Source organism: Cuneatibacter caecimuris (assembly GCF_004216775.1).
Lineage (GTDB): Bacteria > Bacillota > Clostridia > Lachnospirales > Lachnospiraceae > Cuneatibacter > Cuneatibacter caecimuris.
Window position 1 is genome coordinate 872,125 of sequence record NZ_SGXF01000001.1, and the last position, 18,244, is coordinate 890,368.

General features: G+C 48.7%; 20 protein-coding genes. 7 read left to right on the plus strand and 13 right to left on the minus strand.

Features of this window, described 5'->3' with window-relative positions:
• Positions 1 to 67: 67 nt before the first annotated feature.
• The 6 genes from aspS to EV209_RS04160 form a co-directional block, all read right to left on the minus strand.
• Positions 68 to 1,858 carry an aspartate--tRNA ligase gene (gene aspS, locus EV209_RS04135; RefSeq protein ID WP_130433323.1) on the minus strand — a complete coding sequence of 597 codons (1,791 nt, stop codon included), beginning with the start codon at positions 1,856 to 1,858 and terminating at the stop codon, positions 68 to 70.
• 9 nt (positions 1,859 to 1,867) lie between these two features.
• Positions 1,868 to 3,130 (minus strand): histidine--tRNA ligase, encoded by a 1,263-nt coding sequence (gene hisS / locus EV209_RS04140; RefSeq protein WP_130433325.1) that lies wholly within the window; start codon positions 3,128 to 3,130, stop codon positions 1,868 to 1,870.
• A gap of 121 nt (positions 3,131 to 3,251) precedes the next feature.
• A complete protein-coding gene (locus tag EV209_RS04145) occupies positions 3,252 to 4,088 on the minus strand; it encodes a glycerophosphodiester phosphodiesterase family protein (RefSeq protein WP_130433327.1) in 837 nt (278 codons plus the stop codon).
• 15 nt (positions 4,089 to 4,103) lie between these two features.
• On the minus strand, positions 4,104 to 5,396 hold the full coding sequence (locus EV209_RS04150; RefSeq protein WP_130433329.1) for an MFS transporter: 1,293 nt from the start codon (positions 5,394 to 5,396) through the stop codon (positions 4,104 to 4,106).
• 19 nt (positions 5,397 to 5,415) lie between these two features.
• Complete coding sequence (locus EV209_RS04155; RefSeq protein WP_130433331.1) at positions 5,416 to 6,819, minus strand: immunity protein Imm33 domain-containing protein; 1,404 nt, start codon at positions 6,817 to 6,819, stop codon at positions 5,416 to 5,418.
• Positions 6,820 to 6,845: 26 nt separating this feature from the next.
• The gene (locus tag EV209_RS04160) at positions 6,846 to 7,649 is read right to left on the minus strand and encodes a prolipoprotein diacylglyceryl transferase (protein WP_130433333.1); all 804 of its coding nucleotides are present in this window, start codon (positions 7,647 to 7,649) and stop codon (positions 6,846 to 6,848) included.
• 347 nt (positions 7,650 to 7,996) lie between these two features.
• On the opposite strand from EV209_RS04160, the gene EV209_RS04165 reads away from it, so the two are divergent.
• From EV209_RS04165 to EV209_RS04175, 3 genes are all read left to right on the plus strand, one after another.
• Positions 7,997 to 8,443, plus strand: coding sequence for a GNAT family N-acetyltransferase (locus EV209_RS04165; protein ID WP_165388807.1), 447 nt, complete (start codon positions 7,997 to 7,999; stop codon positions 8,441 to 8,443).
• A gap of 18 nt (positions 8,444 to 8,461) precedes the next feature.
• Complete coding sequence (locus EV209_RS04170; protein WP_130433337.1) at positions 8,462 to 9,394, plus strand: GNAT family N-acetyltransferase; 933 nt, start codon at positions 8,462 to 8,464, stop codon at positions 9,392 to 9,394.
• Between the two features lie 62 nt (positions 9,395 to 9,456).
• Complete coding sequence (locus EV209_RS04175) at positions 9,457 to 9,864, plus strand: HD domain-containing protein (RefSeq protein WP_243647485.1); 408 nt, start codon at positions 9,457 to 9,459, stop codon at positions 9,862 to 9,864.
• An 84-nt stretch (positions 9,865 to 9,948) separates the two neighbouring features.
• Here EV209_RS04175 and EV209_RS04180 read toward each other — a convergent pair whose 3' ends face one another.
• Positions 9,949 to 10,425 carry a GNAT family N-acetyltransferase gene (locus tag EV209_RS04180; RefSeq protein WP_330520814.1) on the minus strand — a complete coding sequence of 159 codons (477 nt, stop codon included), beginning with the start codon at positions 10,423 to 10,425 and terminating at the stop codon, positions 9,949 to 9,951.
• A 535-nt stretch (positions 10,426 to 10,960) separates the two neighbouring features.
• Entirely contained in the window at positions 10,961 to 11,911 is a 951-nt protein-coding gene (locus EV209_RS04185) for a helix-turn-helix transcriptional regulator (RefSeq protein WP_130433341.1), read from the minus strand.
• A 158-nt stretch (positions 11,912 to 12,069) separates the two neighbouring features.
• On the opposite strand from EV209_RS04185, the gene EV209_RS04190 reads away from it, so the two are divergent.
• The 4 genes from EV209_RS04190 (at position 12,070) to EV209_RS04205 (ending at position 14,721) form a co-directional block, all read left to right on the plus strand.
• A complete protein-coding gene (locus tag EV209_RS04190; RefSeq protein WP_130433343.1) occupies positions 12,070 to 13,470 on the plus strand; it encodes an MATE family efflux transporter in 1,401 nt (466 codons plus the stop codon).
• Positions 13,457 to 14,023 carry a sugar O-acetyltransferase gene (locus tag EV209_RS04195; protein ID WP_130433345.1) on the plus strand — a complete coding sequence of 189 codons (567 nt, stop codon included), beginning with the start codon at positions 13,457 to 13,459 and terminating at the stop codon, positions 14,021 to 14,023. Before EV209_RS04190 ends, EV209_RS04195 begins: the two co-directional genes overlap by 14 nt.
• A 178-nt stretch (positions 14,024 to 14,201) precedes the next feature.
• Complete coding sequence (locus EV209_RS04200; protein WP_130433347.1) at positions 14,202 to 14,525, plus strand: hypothetical protein; 324 nt, start codon at positions 14,202 to 14,204, stop codon at positions 14,523 to 14,525.
• Positions 14,509 to 14,721, plus strand: coding sequence for a hypothetical protein (locus EV209_RS04205; protein WP_130433349.1), 213 nt, complete (start codon positions 14,509 to 14,511; stop codon positions 14,719 to 14,721). The genes EV209_RS04200 and EV209_RS04205 overlap by 17 nt, the downstream gene beginning before the upstream one ends.
• Positions 14,722 to 15,163: 442 nt before the next feature.
• Here the strand turns inward: EV209_RS04205 and EV209_RS04210 are convergent, their stop codons facing one another.
• The 5 genes from EV209_RS04210 to rpsM all read right to left on the minus strand — a co-directional run bounded on the left by EV209_RS04210 (position 15,164) and on the right by rpsM (position 18,181).
• Positions 15,164 to 15,688 carry a bL17 family ribosomal protein gene (locus EV209_RS04210; RefSeq protein ID WP_130433351.1) on the minus strand — a complete coding sequence of 175 codons (525 nt, stop codon included), beginning with the start codon at positions 15,686 to 15,688 and terminating at the stop codon, positions 15,164 to 15,166.
• A 21-nt stretch (positions 15,689 to 15,709) separates the two neighbouring features.
• Positions 15,710 to 16,669: a DNA-directed RNA polymerase subunit alpha gene (locus EV209_RS04215; RefSeq protein WP_130433353.1), complete on the minus strand. Its 960-nt coding sequence runs from the start codon at positions 16,667 to 16,669 to the stop codon at positions 15,710 to 15,712.
• 96 nt (positions 16,670 to 16,765) lie between these two features.
• The gene (gene rpsD / locus EV209_RS04220) at positions 16,766 to 17,359 is read right to left on the minus strand and encodes a 30S ribosomal protein S4 (protein WP_130433355.1); all 594 of its coding nucleotides are present in this window, start codon (positions 17,357 to 17,359) and stop codon (positions 16,766 to 16,768) included.
• 17 nt (positions 17,360 to 17,376) lie between these two features.
• Positions 17,377 to 17,775 carry a 30S ribosomal protein S11 gene (gene rpsK / locus EV209_RS04225; protein ID WP_130433357.1) on the minus strand — a complete coding sequence of 133 codons (399 nt, stop codon included), beginning with the start codon at positions 17,773 to 17,775 and terminating at the stop codon, positions 17,377 to 17,379.
• Positions 17,776 to 17,812: 37 nt separating this feature from the next.
• Positions 17,813 to 18,181 (minus strand): 30S ribosomal protein S13, encoded by a 369-nt coding sequence (rpsM, locus tag EV209_RS04230; RefSeq protein ID WP_130433359.1) that lies wholly within the window; start codon positions 18,179 to 18,181, stop codon positions 17,813 to 17,815.
• Positions 18,182 to 18,244: the final 63 nt, after the last annotated feature.

Below are 18,244 nucleotides of genomic sequence, written 5' to 3' on the forward strand. Positions count from 1 at the left end.
GACAGTCCCACAGAAATAAATTTTCCAGTGTGATCTGTCCCGATGAATACCCTCTTTTCAGCTGATTTTAATTTTCCTGTTCCACAATATGAAGCGCCAGCTCATCCAGCTGTTTTTCATCCACCACGTTTGGCGCGTCCGTCATCAGGCAGGAGGCGTCCTTCACTTTGGGGAACGCGATTACATCCCTGATGCTGTCCATCTTAGCCATCAGCATGACCAGACGGTCCAGCCCATAAGCCAGCCCCGCGTGAGGAGGAACGCCGTATTGAAATGCGTTCAGCAGGAAACCGAAACGCTCATAGGCTGCTTCTTTTGTAAATCCCAGCGCCTCAAACATTCTTTCCTGCACATCTTCCTGGAAAATACGGACGCTTCCTCCGCCGATTTCAGTGCCGTTCAGGGTGATATCGTAAGCCTTGGCCCGCACTTTTCCCGGATCCGTTTCCAGGAGGGGAAGATCTTCCTCCATGGGCATGGTAAAGGGATGGTGCATTGCCACATAGCGGTTCTCTTCTTCTGAATACTCAAACTGGGGAAATTCTGTAATCCACAGGAATTTATACACATTCTTGTCCAGCAGGCCCAGCTGTTTCGCCAGCTCCAGCCGAAGGCCGCCCAACACATCCCATACCAGCTTGGTCTTGTCCGCGGCGAACAGCAGCAGGTCTCCCGGCCGTCCTTCCATCTTTTCCACAAGAGCCTTCAACTGATCTTCTGTCATAAATTTAGCAAAGGAAGACTTCAGGCTTCCGTCTTCCTGAACCGCCAGATATGCCAGGCCCTTTGCTCCGTAACCCTTAGCAAAGTCCACCAGAGCGTCAATTTTCTTTCTGGGCATAGCTCCCTGACCTTTTGCATTAATACCGCGAACCGTGCCGCCTGCCTCCAGCGCGCCAGTAAATACGCCGAAACCGCAGCCCTTTACTTCCTCGGAAACATCCACCAGCTCCATGCCGAATCTGGTATCCGGCTTATCGGAACCGTAACGGTTCATAGCTTCCGCCCAGGTCATGCGGGGAATGGGAAGAGGCACTTCCACGCCGATCACTTCCCGGAACAGCTTTGCCAGAAGCCTTTCGTTTACATCAATTACATCGTCCACGTCCACAAAAGACAGTTCCATATCGATCTGCGTGAATTCCGGCTGGCGGTCCGCTCTCAGATCCTCGTCCCGGAAACATCTTGCCAGCTGGAAGTAACGGTCAAATCCGGAACACATCAGCAGCTGCTTGAACAGCTGGGGAGACTGGGGCAGCGCGTAGAAATTGCCGGGATGCACCCGGCTGGGCACCAGGTAATCTCTCGCCCCTTCCGGCGTGCTCTTGGTCAGCATGGGCGTCTCAATCTCCAGAAAACCCTCCTGGCTGAGGAAATCGCGGACCACCTGGCAGGCCTTGCTGCGCATCAGAATGTTCTTCTGCAGCTCCGGACGGCGCAGATCCAGATAGCGGTATTTCAGTCGCAGCTCATCCTTGGTATTGATGCCGTCTTCCACCGGAAAAGGCGGAGTCTGGGCTTCTGACAGAATCCTCAGCTCAGTGGCCCGGATCTCGATATCCCCGGTTTTCAGGTTGGGATTGGTCGCGCCGGAACGCTTTTCCACGCCCCCCACCACTGCAATTACAAATTCACTTCTCAATGTGCCGGCCTTTTCAAAGCCCGCTGCTCCAATATCATTTTCATCAAACACAATCTGCAGGAGTCCGCTGCGGTCCCTCAGATCCACAAAAATCAGGCTGCCCAGATTCCGGCGCTTCTGCACCCATCCCATCACAGTCACCTGCTGCCCTATATTTCCATTGGATATCTCCGTACATCTGTGGGTCCTGCGCAGACCCTTCATTGATTCTGCCATCTCTGCCTCCTAGCGTTTCAGTTCTTCTCTGTAGAATTCCCGGAACTCTGTATACCCTTCTTTTTCCAGCTGTTCTTTCTGGAATTTTTTATTTTTATTCATCACTGTCACCAGCACCTGGACCCCTGCGGCGCGCTCTGCCATCGCCTCTTTCAGGATCTGTCCCATCCGCTCAGCGCCCATGTTCTTTTCCAGCAGATATGCCTTGCGCCCGCTGCCGCCCGGCGCCTGGAATCCTTCTTCCAGGAGAATCGTGACAATCCGCTCAAATCCAATGGAAAATCCGCAGGCAGAAGTTTCCTGGCCTGTGAACCGCCCCACCATGCCGTCATAGCGCCCGCCGCCCGCGACGGAACCCGGAAAGCCATCCACGCCGATCTCAAAAATGGTCCCGGTATAATAAGACATTCCCCGAACCAGCGTCGGGTCAAACACCAGGTGAAAGCTGGATTCTGTGGTGGACTGCACGGCCCCGAAAATCTGCTGCAGGTTTTCGGGCGCATTCCCTTCCATCACTTCTTTCAATTTTTCACCCACATAACCCAGGCCGTCTTCTGTATTCTGAAGGTCCTGAAACATTTCCAGATAAGTTTTCACGGATTCCTCAGGAAAACCGTACTTCTTCATCTCTTCTTCCACGCCCTCCAGACCGATTTTGTCCATCTTGTCCAGAATAATGAACACCTCGTCATACTGCTCTTCTGTAAAGCCGCTGTACTTCGCCATGGCTTTCAGAATGCGGCGGTCGTTCACACGCACGGTGAAACCGGAAAAGCCGATTTTTCCCAGCAGCGTGGTGGTAGCCAGGATCAGCTCAATCTCCGCCAGATTGGTGGTATCGCCCAGGATATCGATATCGCACTGGTAGAACTGCCTGAAACGGCCCTTCTGAGGCCTGTCCGCCCGCCATACCGGCCCGATCTGCAGCGCTTTAAAGGGCTTAGGCAGTTCCGCAGCGTGGTTGGCATAAAAGCGGGACAGCGGAACTGTTAAATCGTAACGCAGCCCTCCGTCCACCAGATCCGCTTCGTTCTGCGCCGTCTCCAGGTTCAGCTTTTCTCCTCTTTTCAGAATTTTGAAGATCAGCTTCTCATTCTCGCCGCCCTGTTTGCTGCTCAGGTTCCCAATGCTTTCCACACAGGGCGTTTCAATCTGGGTAAAGCCAAAGCCCCTGTAAGTATCTTTGATCTGCCCGATCACATAATCGCGGATCTGCATCTCCGCAGGCAGGATATCCTTCATGCCGGTAACCGGCTTTTTTGTCATCGCCATGTTTTTTCCTCACTTGTTTTCAATCTAAAAGGGAGCGCTGCAAAATCAGGCCGCAAATGATCAGCTGCGAAATTTGCAATACTCCCTTTTATTTTAAACATTTTCTATGATTTTGCAAGTCTTATTTTACTTCTGGAATAAAACCTTCAAAAATTGCCAGGGCCCCGTCGTTCTTCACCATGTCATATTCCTCCTGGCTGCGTATTGTCCAGCTCACTTCCTGGACCTGATACAGCTTCCGGCAGAGCTTCAGGCTCACCGCATCCCGGTCTTTCACATGATATGCCACAAAATCAGGAGACGCGGCAATATTCGTCAGCAGATGATGAAGAATAAAATCCAGCACAGGATTCATCTTTTCCCCGTTTCTGTTATAGTATTCGCACAACTGTCCCCGAATCCAGTCCGGACGGTTCCTGCGGAACCAGAATACAGCCCTGGGATCAAAGGATTCCACGCAGAAAAGGCCTGCATAGCCTTCCAGAGCCTCGCTGACCCGGCGGCACAGCACCGCATGGTTTTCCTGAACAGGTTTTACTTCCACAATCAAAGGCACCTGGCCATCCACCAGTTCCAGAACCTGGGACAGGCTGGAAATTTTCTCTTCCGTGCCCAGCAGCCTGAAATTCTGCAGCTCTTCCCAGGTCAGATCCTCCACGCGCCCTTCAGCCCCGCAGACTCTCTCCAGATTGGAATCATGGATCACAGCCAGCTTTCCGTCTCTTGTCAGATGGACGTCCAGCTCCATTCCATAGCCGTTTTCCACTGCTTTCCTGAAAGCTGCGAGAGAATTTTCCGGCACCCCTGCCGCTGCATCATGCAGGCCCCGGTGGGCGTAATCATACATCTGAAGCCCTTCCAGGTCCGGCCTTCCCGCCGTTCGGGGCTTGATCAGCACCGCCCAGGCTGCAGCGCCTGTCAGAACAGTTCCAAGTACATTCCTCACAAATTTTGCCATCTCTCTCTTCCTTTCTCAGTCGTCCACATCAAATGCTTCCAGCTTGCTCTTCGCCGGCAGAGGCTTGCTGTCTCCGTGCTTTACAAACAGCATGGTAAAGAAGGCCAGAACCACAAATACAGCCGCATAAGGGAACAGCGTCCAGTACCCCACCTGATCCAGCAGAAAGCCGGAAAGAATGGGCGTCACAATCTGGGCTGCCATGGAAAATGTATAATAGTAACCGGTGAATTTGCCGATATCGCTTCCCTTGCTCATTTCCACCACCATGGGATAGGAATTCACATTAATCGCCGCCCAGGCTACGCCAACCAGAGCAAAGAGCGCATTCACCCAGAAATGGTATTCCGGAATCAGGCCGCCCAGGCCAAACATGGCGCCCAGCAGAACTACGCCGCCCAGTATTGTCTTTTTGCGCCCGATTTTGGAGGCCAGAGCCCCCACCGGGATATAGGACAGGATTGCGGCTCCGGTAGCCACCATCATGCAGTTGGCAAATCCGCCTCCCTGCATGCCCCACTGGATCTGCGCATATTTGGAAAATGCCGTAGTCACCGCATTGTATCCCATAAACCAGCAGAACACGGAAATCAGGATCAGGATCAAACTCTTTTTTACCGGGCCGGACATAGGAGCAGGCTTTCCTGAAACCTTTTCTTCCTGTTCCTTTTCTTCCTCTCCCCATTCCTTCTCCAGCCGTTCCCGTTCCTGCCGCATGGGGTTCTCCTGGATTTTCCATAACAGCAGCACCACGGCGGCGCCCATCACCGCAGCCACGATCAGGAAAATGGGAAAGTAATCAGGCTTTCCCGTTTTCGGAACCAGCGCTGAAATCAGAATCAGGGAAATGATTCCCCCTACCGCTCCCATCAGATTGATAATTGCATTCGCCTTGGAGCGCAGCGGTTTTGGCGTCACATCAGGCATCAGAGATACTGCCGGGGAACGGTAGCTCCCCATGGCGATCAGAGTGACCATAAGCGCCAGGATGAAAAAAGGAAGAGAAACCATATTATCAGACAGCGGAAGCATCAGCATAGAGATCACTGCCACCACGGTTCCCACCACAATAAACGGCGTACGCCTGCCGATAGGACTGTGGACTTTATCCGACAGAGCCCCGAACAGCGGCAGCATAAACAGCGCCAGCACATTGTCAATCGCCATAATCCCGCCGGCCACTGTATCGCTCACATCGAATGTGTGCTTCAGGATCAGCGGCACAATGCTGTCATACAGCTGCCAGAACGCACAGATGGAAAGAAATGCAAAGCCTACAAATATAGTTCTCTTTGTATTCAGTTTCATTCGTAAATCCCCCTTTTATTTATGCCAGGAAGCTGGTCTCTTCCGGCTGCAGTACTCCATTTTCGTCCCTGAAATATGCAGTGCCGTAAGGAGATTTCAACAGCGGCAAAATATCAGGGTCATAGTTGCATATTGTGTTAAGCTGATAGACTCCGGTATTCTCAGGATCATCCATATATTCCTTAGATTCATCTCCCGCCAGAAAGCGCCAGCCGCTGTCCGGATAATCTGCCTGCGGCTCCTCTCTGTACATATAACCTACCCGGCAGCCGTCCACCAGAATCCGGTCCGTCGCCATGCACCCTTCCGGTCCTTCCCAGTCTGTCAGCACTGCCTGTATTTTCTCTCCGGGAATGGCGAATTTCTTCTCTCCTGAAAAATCGCAGTCATTTTTTCTGCCGATATCCAGAGGGAGGAATATGTTGTCCCCCATGCGTTCCAGCAGTTCTTCTGAACTGTGTGAAAGCTTATAATCCATTTCCTGGCGGTAAAGAGGAAGCACCTGATAGAAATTGATTTCGCTTCCGTCGGGCATGGGACACACTCCCGCTCCGGCTCCAAAGGCAGCCGGGGAGGCCAGCAGCGCGCCTGTAAAGGATACATTATCCGCCAGGTTTTCACCCATATCCGCTGTGTGACCCCATCCAAGCCAGGAGTTCTCCTCCCCTGGCATCCTTGCCAAAACCTTCAGAAGCCGTATAGGCCAGTACCAGATTTCTTCATTGGAAGTGATCTCCCAATCCGGCGGCAGGCAGATCAGAAGTTCCGCCCTGTCTACATGGGCGTCCTGCAGTTCTTCCGGCACCTGCATTCTGTGGGCCCCCATCCCCATTGTCACCAAAGTATAATAGTTTCTCTCCGGAACAGGCGGGATAATACAGATATCCACATGGATGTCAGGGGAATATATCTCGTGGAACACGCTCTCATATTCCCCGAAGGAATGGCTGATATGCGCCTCCACTAACTCCATCTCCTCCTCGGTATATACCTCTGGGCGGCAGCTTGCAACCGCAATATCCTTTCTGGCCTCTTCCCGCACTGCTTCTGGTATTTCCAGCCGCGGCTCCTCTCCCAGAAGCTCGCAGCAGCAGGCCAGAAGATACCAGGCGTCCCGGTCCTCCGGCGCCATCTCACAGGTCCGCTCAAATTCCTCTTTGGCTTCCTGATCCCGGTCCAGATAATATAAAGAATATCCGATACGGAAATGCCAGAGAGGATCTGTTTCACCTTCAGCTTTCACAGATTCCAGCAGCTCCAGAGCCTTTTGGTATTCTCCCAGGTTATTGTAAGCCCGGGCCAGCTGGGATACCAGTTCATAATCCCACTCTTCCTCCGGCACCTCTGAAACCGCATCCGCAATCCGCTGGAACTCATCTTCCTCATGCCAGCGGTTACATTGATCCAACAGTTCTTTTTTCATCTCTTTCCTGCCCTTTCGGCCATGATTTATTTTTCTTCTGTTTCAGAATTTTCTTCTTCTGTATTTGCTTCAGCGATAACTCCCGGGCCCAGCTTGCGGGATATTACGATCAGGCCGATTCCTGCGATCAGCATGAAGATGGAAATGAACTGGGAGGTGGATAACGGCCCGACCCAGCCCCGGTAATCTGCGCGGAAAAATTCGATCACAAATCTTCCGATCGCGTACAGCGACAGATACAGCCCGGTCATCTGCCCGCGGTCCCTTCTCTTTCTTCCCCAGAACAGCAGAAATGCTGCGATGAGGAAATCGCCTGCGCTGGAAATCAGCTGAGTTGGAATCAAAGGGGTTCCTGATACTGCAAGGCTGTTTTCGGGAAAAGTCACCCCGATCCAGCAGTCAGTTCCCTTGCCGTAGCAGCAGCCTGCCAGGAAACAGCCTATTCTGCCAAATCCCTGGGCCAGTGGTATGGACGGAATAGCAACTTCCAGGTATTGCCAGAAGGGTATTTTTTTAATTCTGGTATATAACAGGGGAGCCAGGATTCCCAGGATCAGGCCGCCGTAAACGACGAATCCTTCGCTAAAATCCCAGAGGATGGACGGATCTTTGATGATATCAGGGAGTACGGTGATATAATACAGAAGGCGGGCGCCGATAATTCCCCCGATCACGCCTACCAGTCCCATATTGAACAGCTGGTCCGGATCCAGCCCGCGCTTGCGGGCCCGGTGCATGCCCAGAATAAATGCTGCGATCACGCCTATGGCAATCATCAGGCCGTAGCTGTAGATGGTAAATGGACCTATTTTGAATAGCTCTAATCTCATTTTGATCTCCTTTTTTGGAATTGGTTTATGATACGCCTTGGCCGGAATCGGCTGGGGTATCTTCTTTTGTGCCGGTACATTGAAAACTGCTGTCCCCACATTTTCGCACTGCTTATTGCCTGCGTGGACATTATACCATATCTGCTTTTTGTTTTCTATCTTTTTATCTCTTATTTTTGCGAACTGTTTCATTGCGTTATACTTCTGTGGATTTTACTGATATGTAGTGAAGATTTTTATGTTTTGTGATATAATCAACTAAAATAAATAAAAAAGGGATTTTAGATGATATGGATGAAAAGACGCTTAGGATTGAGTTTAATATGCTTGATCCGGCTATTCTAATCATGAAAGAGGTTGCTGCCTGGGGGCGGAAAAGGGGATTCACTCTATGGCCTGATGAATGGCTGACTCCGGAACAGCTGATCACTCCCAACGCGCAGCCGGAAAATTTTTGTATTGGGTCTGTGAATGGAACGATTACCTGCGCTTTTATTTTGCAATGGGCAGATCCAGATTATTGGCCTCAGGCGCCAAGATATGAGGCCGCGTATCTGCATAAATTATGTGTGCGCCGTAATTTTGCAGGAACAGGAATGACGAAAATTGTAGTGAATGCCGTCAAGCAGGAATGCCTGAAGCGCGGGATTCGATATATCCGTCTGGATACCGCTCTGGATGAAAAAGTGGTCAGAAAAATTTATCTGAATGCCGGCTTTAAAATCGTTGATATTATTGACCATCCAAATGGCAGGTCAACAGCTCTGTATGAATTGGATGTACAGGAATTTTAATCTATGGAGGGAATGTAAATGGAAAATCAAATTACTGTCCGTGAGGCTGTTACTGCTCAGGATGCAGCATTGTTTTGGGATCAGCTCCACACTTATCACAGGAGAGATATTTTTCCCAACCCGGAAGATGAAGATCTGGCCTACTTTCTGGATGATGCGCAGTATAAGGCACAGATTCAGCGGCTGCACGACAGGGAACAGGACCGCTGCCACTATTTGTTTTTTAGCCAAAACGGGCAGGATATCGGCCTGGCTCTGCCGGTTATCTACAAAACTGAGGACGGAAAATGCTTCCTCATGGAGTTTTGCGTTTTTCCGGAATTTCGCGGCGGCGGAACGGGGAAACAGTGCGCCCGAGTATTCCTGGACTGGGCAGAAAAAAATGGAGCTGACTACGTGGAACTGAACTACGGCGGCAATGAACGGCGTCTGCGCTTCTGGCAAAGCATGGGATTTGTGAAAAACGGTATGGACGAATGGGGGGAACCGCTGATGATCCTGCCCCCGGAGGGAACAGTTCCATTTACAGTAGAGATCCTCGGCGATCCCGAGGACTGTCAGCTTTTCAAATTAGAGAACAGCTACCTGGCTGAAATTGGAGAAGAGCCTATGACTGAAGAAAAACAGGAGCAGCTCGGGCAGGCGGTTAGAGATGGGAAAATCACCTTTTTTATCGCAAAACGCGGATACCGGTTTGTGGGGATGTGCAGCGTGAGCAAATGCTTTTCTACTTTTGCCTGCACTGACACCGGTGTTTTTGAGGATTTCTTTGTTGAGCCGGTATTCCGAAGAAAAGGCATTGCCCGGATGCTGGCGCAGGCGGCGATGGACTGGTGCTCAGAAAATCATGTTGCCAGCCTCACCGTATGCTGCGCTCCCTGCGATGAGAAAATGTATCAAGCCCTTGGATTTGATATACGCCTCGGCGCAACCTTTGCACATATTAATTAGGTTGGAAAAAAATTAACAGAATGGAGAACGTCCGGGAAAAAGTTGATGAACTCCTTTTAAATATGGATGATTCCTCTTTACGGCGCAGCGGCTATATACACTTATATGGCATATCACAAGCCAGCGCAATGATCGCCATGAAAAGGGAAGAGAATGTGGAATTAGCCGCAATTGCAGGCATGCTGCATGATATTTATACTTATACGGCAAAAGACAGCCAAAATCACGCCCAACACAGCTCTGTTATGGCAAAAGAAATCTTAGAATCCTTAAAATTATTTACAGCGGGGGAAATACACTTAATCTGTACCGCCATTTATCATCACAGCAATAAAGAGAAAATACATTCTGCTTTTGGCGAAGTATTGATTGATGGGGATGTTTTGCAGCATTGCCTGTACAGCCCTTTGTTTCAGGTGATGGATTATGAGAAGGAAAGATACGAAAAACTAAAAGCAGAATTTCAGTAGAATCTTCATAATAAATAAAAATGAAAAGGGTTTGGGGTTCCCAACAAGCAAAAATGCCTTTCATTTTTGCTTGTTGGGAATGCGTCAAATCCATTGTATAAATGCCGTCTTATCTTTACTATTATAGCCTGCATTTTGATAGAATTTTAAGGTTGTATCCTTCTTGGAACTAGTTAACAACATAATCTTATAACATTTCTCATTTATCGCAATTTCTTTCGCATAATTAAGACATTTCGTAGCAAATCCTTTTTTCCTATATGCTTCATCTGTAATGACGTTTTCTATAAATGCATATGGCTGTTGTTTGTGCGTTAGATTAGGAATAATTACACAGACACAGGAAGAAACTATTTTACCGTCTTCCTCAACTACAATAATATGATGATTATTATCTTGTATAATTTGATTCCAAAGTTTTGATAACTCATCAAAATTTATGGCGACTTCGCTGTTATGCAATTGTTCGTACAAATGAAGTAACCCGTTTAAATCATTTTCTTTAACTTCTCTAACCACCACAAAAAACACCCTCCAGCTTAAATTTTTGTCGATTTCCATCACTTATGTATTTTACCATCATCTTTTGAAATTTACCATCATCCCTCTATTTTTGAGGACTATCAGATAAGAGGCAAAAGCAACATTGAGCACCATTTGGGCACCACAAATTGATTGTCACATAGCGCACAACAGCTATATTTTTAACGGTTCGCTCCGGGCTTGTCACCCCTTTTGGGGTAGTCGGTATCTTTTCCCATGCCGGAAATGTAGTCCGATTTATGCCCGGAGCGAACTGCTGCTTTTTGCCTATATGCCCGGAAGTATCGATTTATACCGCTCAAAGCGTCCACAGGACGCGCAGCCGCCCCGCAGGGGCGTTTCGGCAGGGGCGCGCAGCGCACTTGTCCGGGGGATTGGGGGCGGGCCACCAACAAGCAGATTTTTCCGTTTTGCGCAGCAGCGAAAAACGGAAAAAATGGCCCCATGTGTACCACGGGGCATTGCTTGCCACTTTGTCCTTCATTTCCAGCCCTCCGGAGAGGCGTGAAAAATCAAGGTCGGTGGAGACTTCCATTCCTTGTCTTTCAAACGATTACCTGACCTTTATGTATTCCCTCGGGGAAACATGGTAGTAATCCCGGAAGGCTTTGTAAAAATTGCTGCTGTTGCTATACCCCAATACCGAGGAAATTTCCTCTACTGGCAGGCTTGTCCCTTTCAAAAGAATTACCGCCCGTTCCATTCGTAACGCTAATAAAATTTCTGAAAAGGACCTCCCAACTTCCCGGTGCAACAAGGTTGAAACATAATTCGGGTGATACGAAAAATGCTTTGCAATTTCTTTGAGTGTTACGGTGTCAACGTGTTCCCCAATATACTGTACGATCTTTTCCGAAGGGCTTTCGTTTGCAGGCTCCCGATTTGCATGGACATACTGACGTGCAATCTGAATGAGAAACGATAGTGTGAGCGACTTCAAGACAACCTGTGTATCCTCCTGCCGGTTGGCATACTCTACCACCATCATTTCAAGGAGCGCCCGTATGTTGCAGTCGTCCTCAACTTTGTAATGGATATATTCATCAGAAAATTGATTGGTTGACGGGTCAAGCAGAAAATGAAATAGCTTTGTATTTGCAGAAAGCATTGGCAAAAAGGCCCGACAAAACGTGTCTTTCTGAATCAGTACGCCGATAATCGTTGTTTCCTTGTCGTCGTGGACGCAAAGAGCGTGACCGGCAAAGGGCTGGCCCGCATACAGCTCTCCCTCCCGAATCGTAATACGGTTATCGTACTTAAAGCTAATGGAATCATATTCACCCTGATAGGTGTAATTGAAATAGAAATAATCGTGCCGATGAAACAGCTCTTGCCGTCCTCTGCTCTGATGGACGACAACCATAATTTCATCTTCCGGCGCACCGGGCCAATAAAACATTTTTTCCTCCGGATTTTCACCAGCACAATTATGATACGTCCAGTCCAACACCCCAAATTCTTCCCGCAATCTCTCGACCGCTGCACATAAAGTTTCTTGTCCCACCTTGCCACTCCTTTACTCAAATGCCCTCCGATTTTTAATTTTATTATACCACGCTACATGAGAAAATACCACTGTATATATTAAGATTTGGCGCTGTTTCTTTAACCACGATCTTCTATACTAAAGATTGTTATGAAAAACAGACGGGAGGTTATTCAATGGAGGAAAAAGAGTTAGGCGGTGAGAAAACTATCTTCTATAAAAAGCTGTTTTCCCTTGTACTGCCAATCGCATTTCAACAATTTATGCTGGCGGCGGTGAGTGCTTCGGACGCTCTCATGCTGGGCTTTGTCAATCAGGATTCTCTGTCGGCGGTTTCGTTGGCCGGACAGATCACCTTTGTGTTCAATCTGTTTATGGGCGGGCTGACCATGGGGACGAGCATTTTAGCCGCACAATACTACGGCAAGGGCGACGTGACCGCGATTGAAAAAATCTTTGCGTATGTCACTAGGGTTTCTTTCCTCATTTCAGCCGTTTTCTTTCTGGCGTCCCTTTTCATGCCCAATCAGTTAATGCGGATTTTTACCAGCGAGCCGCAACTGATCGCGGGCGGCAGTATTTATCTTCGGATTGTAGCAGCGTCTTATCTGTTCACCGGTATTTCGCAAATTTATCTTTGTATCTTGAAAAATACAGGGTATGCCATGAAAAGCATGGCGATTGGGTCAAGCGCCGTTGTTATCAATATTTTCTTAAATGCCGCGCTGATCTTTGGGCTGCTCTTTTTCCCTAAAATGGGGATTGCGGGCGCTGCCCTTGCCACCTCTATTTCAAAGCTTATTGAAATGCTTTGGGCCTATGTGGAATCCTTGCGGGAAAATCGAATCAGACTGCGTATGAAGTATTGCTTTGCAGTAGATCGGCTTTTGGTTATGGACTACTGGAAATATACAGTGCCTATGATGGGGGATTATCTGGTGTGGGGGTGTGGCTTCACCATGTATTCCGTCATTATGGGACATTTAGGCAGCGACGCCGTGGCCGCTAATTCAATTGCAAATATCGTAAAGAATTTGATTGTTAGTTTTTGTACCGGCCTTGCCAACGGCGGCGGCATTATTGTGGGCAACGAGTTGGGCATGGGAGATTTGAACCGAGCAAAGCAGTACGGCGGTCTGCTCTGGAAAATGGCGATCATCGGGGGCGTGGCGTCCGGCCTGCTCCTGCTTGCGCTGTCCCCGTTGATTTTGAATGTAACGGTTTTAAGCTCCCAAGCGACCGAATACTTAAAATGGATGTTACTATTTTGTGCCTGCTATATGGTTGCAAAGGCAATTAACATGACAACGATAGCCGGGATTTTCCCCGCTGGCGGTGATTCTAAGTTTGGCTTGGTTTGCGACGTAATTACCATGTGGATTTTTGCTGTTCCAGTCGGTTTCCTTGCGGCGTTTTATTGGAATCTGCCCGTTGTCGTCGTGTTCCTGATTATCAACTTAGATGAAGTCGTCAAGCTGCCCGCCGCAATTATCCATTATCGAAAATACGGCTGGCTAAAGAATATTACAAGAGAATTAGGAGAGAGAAACAGGAGGTTTGAACATGACAGAACTTGAAAAATTGGATGCCGGGCTGGAATACTGCTTTTTTGACGCTGATGTTGTCGCCCGCAAAGAGAACGCCTTAAAAGGCTGTGCGAAATTTAACGCCATTGACCCCGCCGACTACGCGGCCCAGCTTGCGGCAATCAAGGAGCTGTTCGGCTCCACCGGAGAAAACGTCTATATCCAGCCCAATTTCAACTGTGACAGCGGCAAGAATATCCATGTTGGTGAGGACTTTTTGACGAACTACAATGTTACGATTTTGGATATTGCCCCGGTACATATTGGCGATTATTGCATGATTGGGCCGAATACTCTAATCACGACTGTCGGACACCCACTCACACCAAGGGGCAGACGGGAGAAAAAGGCATATAGCAAGCCTGTGACGTTAGGAAATGACGTGTGGATTGGCGGTAACTGTACCATACTCCCCGGCGTTACGATTGGAAATAACGTGGTCATGGCCGCCGGAGCGGTTGTAACGAAAGATGTGCCGGATAATTGCGTCGTGGCAGGCGTACCGGCAAAAATCATCAAGAAATTAGAACAGGACGTTGAATAAATTTTCTTCCGGTACTAACACAAAAAAGTTAAAATTCCGCTGCTTTAGCGGGTATTGAGCTTTCAGCGGCGGCCAGTCAAGCCGCCGTTTTCTTTTTTGAAAAAGGACTTACGGGGGGCGTGGTAACTGCGCCCTTTTTTAGACCCCAACGGCAACGGCGGCGCAAGGAGGACGCCACATGCCGGGAGCCTATGCCGTAACTTTCGCACAACCGTATCGTGTTTTCTCATTCCGTTTCCAGCCAGTAAACGGGGTGTCCTTCGCCGCGCGCTCCTGCGCTTTCGGGTATGTGCCGATCTCTGTCTTGGCAGAGGCCGGTTCTTTTCATATCCCCCTATTCCACGGGAAAGGGGGGGATTCCATTGGGCTACTTGAAAAGCCTCTTTTGGCTGCCGTAAAATCCGACACTCGTAAACCTAAATCAATTTTGAAACACGCCGTACATGGCGTGTCGCTATGGGCGGCGCGTCATGGAGGCAAGCTCAATGGAAAAACAGAATGAAAGAACTCGAGAATTTGCTGAAAAAGCTGCGGCGGAGTCGTCCGCCCGTGAATATAAATTATTTGGTGCAGCTGAACGAACTGCTAAGTTTACGGGCTATCTGGAAAAGGTCGTCACTCACGCAAAGATTGATTATCTGCAACATGGAAAAACTGAATGGCCGGGCGGGCCTCCCTGCACTTGCGGGGAGGCCTAAACTTTTTGAAATTTTTTCTGGAAACACCATCGTTTCAGACGCTCCATAACGTCTTTTATCATTGGGGCACTGTACCCCAATGCCGCATGTACAACCTTGGATAGGAGGCTCTTTTTACTATGCTGGAAAGCCAAGCGGACGGCAGCCCTTATCTTTACTTAAAAGTCCTTACAACCCCTTTTAAAATCCGGGCACCATTTTGGGCACTATTTCACGATTTGACCTCGATAATCCCTCATAAAACGATGGCGGGAAAGAAAAAGAAAAGTCGCACAAACCAAGTGTTCATGCGGCTTTCCGGCACTTTATGCGATTGTATAAAGTACGTTAAACCTTTTGCAAGTGACGCAAAAGAATACTATTTTTTATATCAGGGGGGTTCATTGCATAAAAAACTGCAAACCGCCTCTTTTCATCATGACAGTTTGCAGCATTTTTGTCTTTATACCAGCTCCAGCAGCACTTCCATCGCTGCGTCGCCCTTACGGGGTCCGATCTTAATGATTCTGGTATAGCCGCCGTTGCGGTTTACGTACTTAGGAGCGATTTCGTCGAACATCTTAGCGGGCATATCCACAACCTTTGTGTCCTTCTTCTTCGCGCCTGTGGTTTTCACGTTGTAGAACACCTTCATCATCTGCTTTCTTGCGTGCAGTCTGGAAGGCATATCTTTCTTAATTTCCTTATCCACTACATCGTATACGGTTACTTTCTTGCCGTCTACTACTTCTTTCACTCTCTTGCCGTCTTTATCCTTACGGGCAACTTTTGCCTTTACGGTAACGGTCTCAAAATTATCTTTTTCCTTCACAGCCATTGCAATCAGGCCTTCTGCGATCTTCTTTACTTCCTTTGCTCTCGCTTCGGTTGTAACGATCTTGCCGTTGCACAGCAGGCTGGTTACCTGATTTCTCAGCATCGCCTTTCTCTGGCTGGTGGTTCTGCCTAACTTTCTATATCCTGCCATTTCTACCTTTCCTCCGTCTGATTAGTCATCACTGGAATTCAGCTGCAAGCCAAGTTCTTTCAGCTTCGCCAGGACTTCCTCCAGAGACTTGCGGCCCAGGTTGCGGACCTTCATCATGTCCTCCGGAGTCTTGTTGGTTAATTCCTCAACGGTGTTGATTCCTGCCCTCTTCAGGCAGTTGTAAGAACGAACGGACAGCTCCAGTTCGTCAATATTCATTTCAAGCACTTTTTCTTTCTCATTGTCTTCCTTCTCCACCATCACCTCAGCGGTTCTGGCATTTTCGGATAGATCGATGAAAAGATTCAGGTGCTCGCTCAGCACCTTTGCAGCCAGACTGACAGCCTCATCAGGCGCAAGAGTGCCGTTGGTAAACACATCCAGCGTCAGTTTATCAAAGTCAGTGGTCTGGCCGACACGGGTATCTTCAACCGACATATTGACACGTTCGATGGGGGTATAGATAGAATCAATCGGAATCACGCCGATCGGCAGCTCATCGTTCTTGTTCTTGTCCGCGCCCACATAGCCCCGGCCTTTTGTGATGGTCAGCTCCATGTAAAGCTTGCAGTCAGGACCGCCGCTCAAAGTCGCGATCACCTGGTCCGGATTCTGGATTTCAATATCCTGATCCGCCTGAATGTCCGCGGCAGTCACAACGCCTTCGCCCTCGTACTCGATGTATGCAATTTTCGGTTCATTGGTCTCGCTGGTATTTTTGATCGCAAGGCTTTTGATGTTCATGATAATCTCAGTCACATCTTCCTTAACGCCGGGGATGGAACTGAATTCATGCAAAACGCCATCGATTTTGACCTGGCTCACTGCTGCGCCCGGCAGGGACGACAACATGATTCTTCTAAGAGAATTGCCCAGTGTGATGCCGTATCCTCTTTCCAGAGGCTCGACAACAAATCTGCCATACTTCTTATCTTCTGAAATCTCAACGATCTCGATCTTCGGTTTTTCAAAATCGAACACTTATAAGCCCCTCCTTTTGGGTATGATTGTTGGGGGATATACCGGCCTTTGCCGGACATCTTGTCCGGCATAAGCCTGCGCATTGTCATGCGATCATTATTTGGAATACAGCTCGACGATCAACACTTCGTTTACCGGAACGTCGATCTCTTCGCGGGTGGGCAGCGCCTTCACCACGCCGCTCAGATTCTCCTGGTTAGCTTCCACCCAGTTAGGCGTCATTCTTGCGCCTGTGGTCTCCAGGATATCTTTATATCTCTGGCTGTCCTTCACGGACTCCTTGATTTCAATGGTATCGCCAGCCTTGATCAGATAAGACGGGATGTTCACGCACTTGCCGTTTACCAGCACATGCTTGTGGTCAACGATCTGTCTTGCTTCCATTCTTGTTCTGGCAAAACCCAGTCTGAAAATCACATTATCCAGACGGCGCTCCAGCAGGATCATCAGGTTTTCACCTACCATGCCGCTCATGCGCTCTGCTCTTTTATAATAATTACGGAACGGTTTCTCTAACACACCGTAGATGAACTTTGCCTTCTGCTTTTCTCTCAGCTGCAGGCCGTACTCGCTCATCTTCTTATTGGCTCTCTTGGAATTGCGGTTGGATTTCTTGTCAATTCCCATGAAAATCGGATCTAAGTCCAAAGATCTGCATCTCTTTAATACCGGAACTCTATCTACTGCCACGATTCTTAACCTCCTAATTAAACTCTTCTACGTTTGGGCGGACGGCATCCGTTATGCGGTACGGGGGTAACGTCCTTGATGCTTGTCACTTCAAGTCCGCATGCCTGCAGGGCGCGGATCGCTGCCTCGCGGCCGGAACCAGGTCCCTTTACCATTACATCAACAGATTTCAGTCCGTGTACCAGAGCTGCTTTCGTAGCAGTTTCAGCTGCCATCTGAGCTGCATAAGGAGTAGATTTCCTTGAACCTCTAAAACCAAGACCGCCAGCACTTGCCCAGGATAAAGCATTACCCTGTGTATCAGTCAGTGTTACAATGGTATTATTGAAAGATGACTGAATGTGCGCCTGTCCCCGTTCAACGTTTTTCTTAATACGCTTTTTTGTCACTTTTTTTGTTGACACTTTTTTAGCCATTTTCTAAACTAACCTCCCTTATGGGTTCCTTCCTGAATTATTTCTTCTTGTTAGCCACAGTCTTCTTCGGACCTTTTCTGGTTCTTGCATTGGTCTTAGTCTTCTGACCGCGAACCGGCAGGCCTTTTCTATGACGGATGCCGCGATAGCAACCGATTTCCTGCAGTCTCTTGATGTTCATTGCGATTTCTCTGCGGAGATCGCCTTCCACCGTCTGAGACGCGTCGATCACGTCACGGATTCTCGCTACTTCTTCGTCCGTCAGATCCTTTACGCGGGTATCCGGATTCACATTTGCTTCTGTCAGAATTCTGTTAGAGCTTGCTCTGCCAATTCCATAGATATAGGTCAATCCGATCTCTACACGCTTCTCTCTGGGTAAGTCAACGCCTGAAATACGAGCCATGTGTGTGTTACACCTCCATTAGTATAATTTTCCTAGTCAACATACATAAAACTTATTTATTGC

Coding starts and splice junctions, on each gene's coding strand:
- EV209_RS04175 (WP_243647485.1), top strand. CDS start 9,457: ATGGATGATTCCTCTTTACGGCGCAGCGGCTATATACACTTATATGGC.
- EV209_RS04200 (WP_130433347.1), top strand. CDS start 14,202: ATGCCGGGAGCCTATGCCGTAACTTTCGCACAACCGTATCGTGTTTTC.
- EV209_RS04165 (WP_165388807.1), top strand. CDS start 7,997: ATGAAAGAGGTTGCTGCCTGGGGGCGGAAAAGGGGATTCACTCTATGG.
- EV209_RS04180 (WP_330520814.1), bottom strand. CDS start 10,425: ATGGAAATCGACAAAAATTTAAGCTGGAGGGTGTTTTTTGTGGTGGTT.
- EV209_RS04160 (WP_130433333.1), bottom strand. CDS start 7,649: ATGAGATTAGAGCTATTCAAAATAGGTCCATTTACCATCTACAGCTAC.
- rpsK (WP_130433357.1), bottom strand. CDS start 17,775: ATGGCTAAAAAAGTGTCAACAAAAAAAGTGACAAAAAAGCGTATTAAG.
- hisS (WP_130433325.1), bottom strand. CDS start 3,130: ATGGCGATGACAAAAAAGCCGGTTACCGGCATGAAGGATATCCTGCCT.
- EV209_RS04195 (WP_130433345.1), top strand. CDS start 13,457: ATGACAGAACTTGAAAAATTGGATGCCGGGCTGGAATACTGCTTTTTT.
- EV209_RS04155 (WP_130433331.1), bottom strand. CDS start 6,819: ATGAAAAAAGAACTGTTGGATCAATGTAACCGCTGGCATGAGGAAGAT.
- EV209_RS04150 (WP_130433329.1), bottom strand. CDS start 5,396: ATGAAACTGAATACAAAGAGAACTATATTTGTAGGCTTTGCATTTCTT.
- EV209_RS04145 (WP_130433327.1), bottom strand. CDS start 4,088: ATGGCAAAATTTGTGAGGAATGTACTTGGAACTGTTCTGACAGGCGCT.
- rpsM (WP_130433359.1), bottom strand. CDS start 18,181: ATGGCTCGTATTTCAGGCGTTGACTTACCCAGAGAGAAGCGTGTAGAG.
- aspS (WP_130433323.1), bottom strand. CDS start 1,858: ATGGCAGAATCAATGAAGGGTCTGCGCAGGACCCACAGATGTACGGAG.
- EV209_RS04210 (WP_130433351.1), bottom strand. CDS start 15,688: ATGGCAGGATATAGAAAGTTAGGCAGAACCACCAGCCAGAGAAAGGCG.
- EV209_RS04190 (WP_130433343.1), top strand. CDS start 12,070: ATGGAGGAAAAAGAGTTAGGCGGTGAGAAAACTATCTTCTATAAAAAG.
- EV209_RS04170 (WP_130433337.1), top strand. CDS start 8,462: ATGGAAAATCAAATTACTGTCCGTGAGGCTGTTACTGCTCAGGATGCA.
- EV209_RS04205 (WP_130433349.1), top strand. CDS start 14,509: ATGGAAAAACAGAATGAAAGAACTCGAGAATTTGCTGAAAAAGCTGCG.